Here is a 3,059-nt window from a genome sequence, read left to right on the forward strand (position 1 = left end):
CCGCGCGCCGCCGGCTGGACGAAATTCGGTACGTCCGCTTTCGGGTGTCCAGGCTACGGCCCAGCGCCAGTGAGTCCAAACCTAGATCGGCAGCAATGCGTCCGGCTTCACATTGGCGATCGAGGCGTAGGTATGCGTCTCCCTGACACCGGGCAGCGGCAGGATCACCCGCTGCAGGAAATCCTGGAACATCGCCATGTCGGGGATGCGCGCCTTGACCAGATAGTCGAAGCCGCCGACCACCATGTGGCATTCGATGATCTCGGGCGCCCGCACAACCGCCTCGGCGAAACGGTCGAAGACATGCGGCGCCGTATGATCGAGCCGCACTTCGATGAAGACGAGTTGTGCCTGCCCGATCCGGGCCGGGTCGAGAACCGCCCGCACGGCCCGGATGAAGCCTTCGGCGAACAGCCGCTTGATGCGTTGCGCCGCCCCGGTCGGCGACAGGCCGACGCGGCCGGCCAGATCGAGCGTCGTGCGACGGCCATCCTCCTGCAGCAAGCGCAACAGCGAACGGTCGATGCGGTCAAGATCGTCCATTTGGAATTCACACTGTCTGGCCACCAATAGCGCGATTATCACGCAAAAATCGCGAAAACAGCATATTTCATCACGCTGTCTAGTGGCAATACCGTGGGCGGGCAACGCAACCCGACCAAGGCAAATCCCATGATATCAGCCACATCGACCACCCGCAGCGCCCAGACCAAGGGCGACACAGCCGTGCTTATCCTGAGCGAAGCCGAGGTGAAAACGTGCATCGACCTGCGCCAGCTTCTCGACGTGTTGGCGGAGGGCTTCAAGGCATTGTCCGGCGGCGAGATCGTGAATCCGCCGCGGCCACAACTCGACATTCCGCGGGCCGGCTATTCGCTGGCGATGCCGGCCTGGATGGCGGGCAGGCATCTGACGGTGAAGATCGTCAACGTCTTCGAAGGCAACATCGCCCGGGCGATTCCCAGCCATCTCGCCACCGTCCATCTGTTCGACCCGGAAACGGGCATGCCGGTGTGCGTCATGGATGGCACCTATATCACCGCCGTGCGCACCTCCGGCTCGGCTGTGCTCTCGGTGCGGGAACTGGCCCGCCGCGACGCCAGGGTCGCCACGGTGGTCGGCGCCGGCGTGCAGGCCGGCCAGCACTTGCACCTTCTGCCACTGGTGCGGGACTTCACCGAAATCCGCGTCGCCTCGAAAGAGTTCGCGGACGCGCGGGCGCTGGCAGCGCGGCATCCGGGCGTCGTCGCCGTCGCCGATCTCGAGGCCGCGGTGCGCTCGTCGGATGTCGTGTGCCTGGCAACGCATTCCTACCAGCCGGTGATCTCAGCCGAATGGCTGCGGCCCGGCACGCATGTCTCGTCGGTGGGCGTAGCACCCCCCGGCGGCGAGCTGCCGGTCGAGCTTGTCGGCCGGGCCAGCCTGTTCGTCGAGACCCGGGACGCCTTCGCGCCTACTCCGGTCGGTTCTTGCGAACTCGATGGCATCGATCCGCAAAACGGAACCGAGCTTGGCGAGATGCTGCTTGGGCTGCGGCCGGGAAGGATCAGCGCCGACCAGGTCACTGTCTACAAGGCCATGGGTGTCGCCATGGAAGACCTGGTGACGGCGGATCTTGCTTATCGCGAGGCGGTTCGGCGAGGACTGGGGCGGGCTGTGACCTTGTAGAGGACGCTGCCGATCGTCGGGGCCAGCGCAGCCCTCATGGCCCCACCGGCCATTTCTGCCCTTGGAACGGGTAGAAATGGCTGCGCGAACGACCGAGGGAAGGTCGCGCCGTTTGACTGGATACGAAATCATTTTTACGACTGCCGGATGCAGTCGAATCCTCTCGGAAGAATCGTCGTCATCGGTGGTGGCATTGCCGGCCTTTCGCTTGCGGCGGCCGTGCGGGATTGGGCCTCCGTTACCGTCATCGAGCGCGAGCCGCATCTCGGCTACCACGCCAGCGGCCGGTCCGCCGCCTTGTTCACCGAGACCTACGGCAACCGGCTGGTGCGCGCACTGACGCTGGCCAGCCGGCAGCAAATAGTCGAAGGTGGCTTCGTCGCCCATCGGCGCGGCGCGCTGCATGTCGGCTGGAAAGGCGACGGCGCCGCGATCGACAAGCTGGCCGGCGAATTGCAGGCGCTGGTGCCCAGCGTGCGCCGCCTGTCGGCGGCCGAGCTCCACGCGCTGGTTCCCGCCATTGCCATTGAAGCCACTTGCGGCGGCGTCTATGAGCCGGACGCGGTGGATGTCGACACCGGCAAGATGCTGGCGGCGAGCGCCTCGGCGCTGAAGGCCAGCGGCGGCACGATCCGCACCGGCGAGGAGGTGCGCGCCATCTCGTCCGGCGGCGACGGCCTGCGGGTCGAAACAGGCGCCGGTGTCTATCCAGCCGATATCGTCGTCAACGCCGCCGGTGCCTGGGTCGATGTCGTCGCTGGCATGGCCGGCCTCTGCGGCCTCGGCTTCCAGCCCAAGCGGCGTACCGCCTTCCTGTTCGATCCGCCCGCCGGCACCAACATCGCCAGCTGGCCGCTGGTGGTCGACCTGCACGAACAATTCTACTTCAAGCCCGACGCCGGCAGGCTGATCGGCTCGCTCGCCGACGAGACCGACTCCGAGCCTTGCGACGCCTGGCCGGAAGATATCGATGTTGCCATCGCCGTCGACCGCATCGAGCAGGCGACGTCGATGCGCATCGGCCGTCCGTCGACGCCATGGGCGGGCCTGCGCACCTTCGCGCCGGACCGCACGCCGGTCGCCGGCTTCGACCCCCGCCTGCCCGGCTTCTTCTGGCTCGGCGGCCAGGGCGGCTATGGTTTCCAGGTGTCGCTGACCTTGGCCAGGCTGAGCGCGGCGCTGATGCGCGGCGAGCCCCTGCCGGATGATGTCCTGGCCCTCGGCGTCACCGCCGCGGCACTGTCGCCCGACCGTTTCCTGGTCCCGGCGACGACGCCGTGAAGCCGGCGCTGCCGCTGCTGCTGAGCCTCAATGGCGGCTATGTCGACACGGCCGGCTTCCTGGCGCTGCAAGGCCTGTTCACCGCGCATGTGACCGGGAATTTCGTCACC

At 66.9% G+C, this 3,059-nt stretch carries 4 protein-coding genes; 3 read left to right on the top strand and 1 reads right to left on the bottom strand.

From position 1 onward, the window contains the following. Nucleotides 1-81: 81 nt before the first annotated feature. Nucleotides 82-543 (bottom strand): Lrp/AsnC ligand binding domain-containing protein, encoded by a 462-nt coding sequence (locus tag C1D09_RS26945; RefSeq protein WP_143977096.1) that lies wholly within the window; start codon nt 541-543, stop codon nt 82-84. A gap of 129 nt (nt 544-672) precedes the next feature. Here C1D09_RS26945 and C1D09_RS26950 point away from each other — a divergent pair, with 129 nt between their 5' ends. The 3 genes from C1D09_RS26950 to C1D09_RS26960 all read left to right on the top strand — a co-directional run. Further along, on the top strand, nt 673-1,668 hold the full coding sequence (locus tag C1D09_RS26950; protein WP_143977097.1) for an ornithine cyclodeaminase family protein: 996 nt from the start codon (nt 673-675) through the stop codon (nt 1,666-1,668). A gap of 147 nt (nt 1,669-1,815) precedes the next feature. Continuing rightward, the gene (locus C1D09_RS26955) at nt 1,816-2,949 is read left to right on the top strand and encodes an NAD(P)/FAD-dependent oxidoreductase (RefSeq protein WP_143977098.1); all 1,134 of its coding nucleotides are present in this window, start codon (nt 1,816-1,818) and stop codon (nt 2,947-2,949) included. Beyond that, nucleotides 2,946-3,059 (top strand): DUF1275 family protein (locus tag C1D09_RS26960; RefSeq protein ID WP_143977099.1); only part of this gene is annotated, 114 nt, incomplete at its 3' end. The genes C1D09_RS26955 and C1D09_RS26960, both read left to right, overlap by 4 nt.

The sequence above is a fragment of the Mesorhizobium intechi genome (assembly GCF_002879535.1).
Lineage (GTDB): Bacteria > Pseudomonadota > Alphaproteobacteria > Rhizobiales > Rhizobiaceae > Mesorhizobium > Mesorhizobium intechi.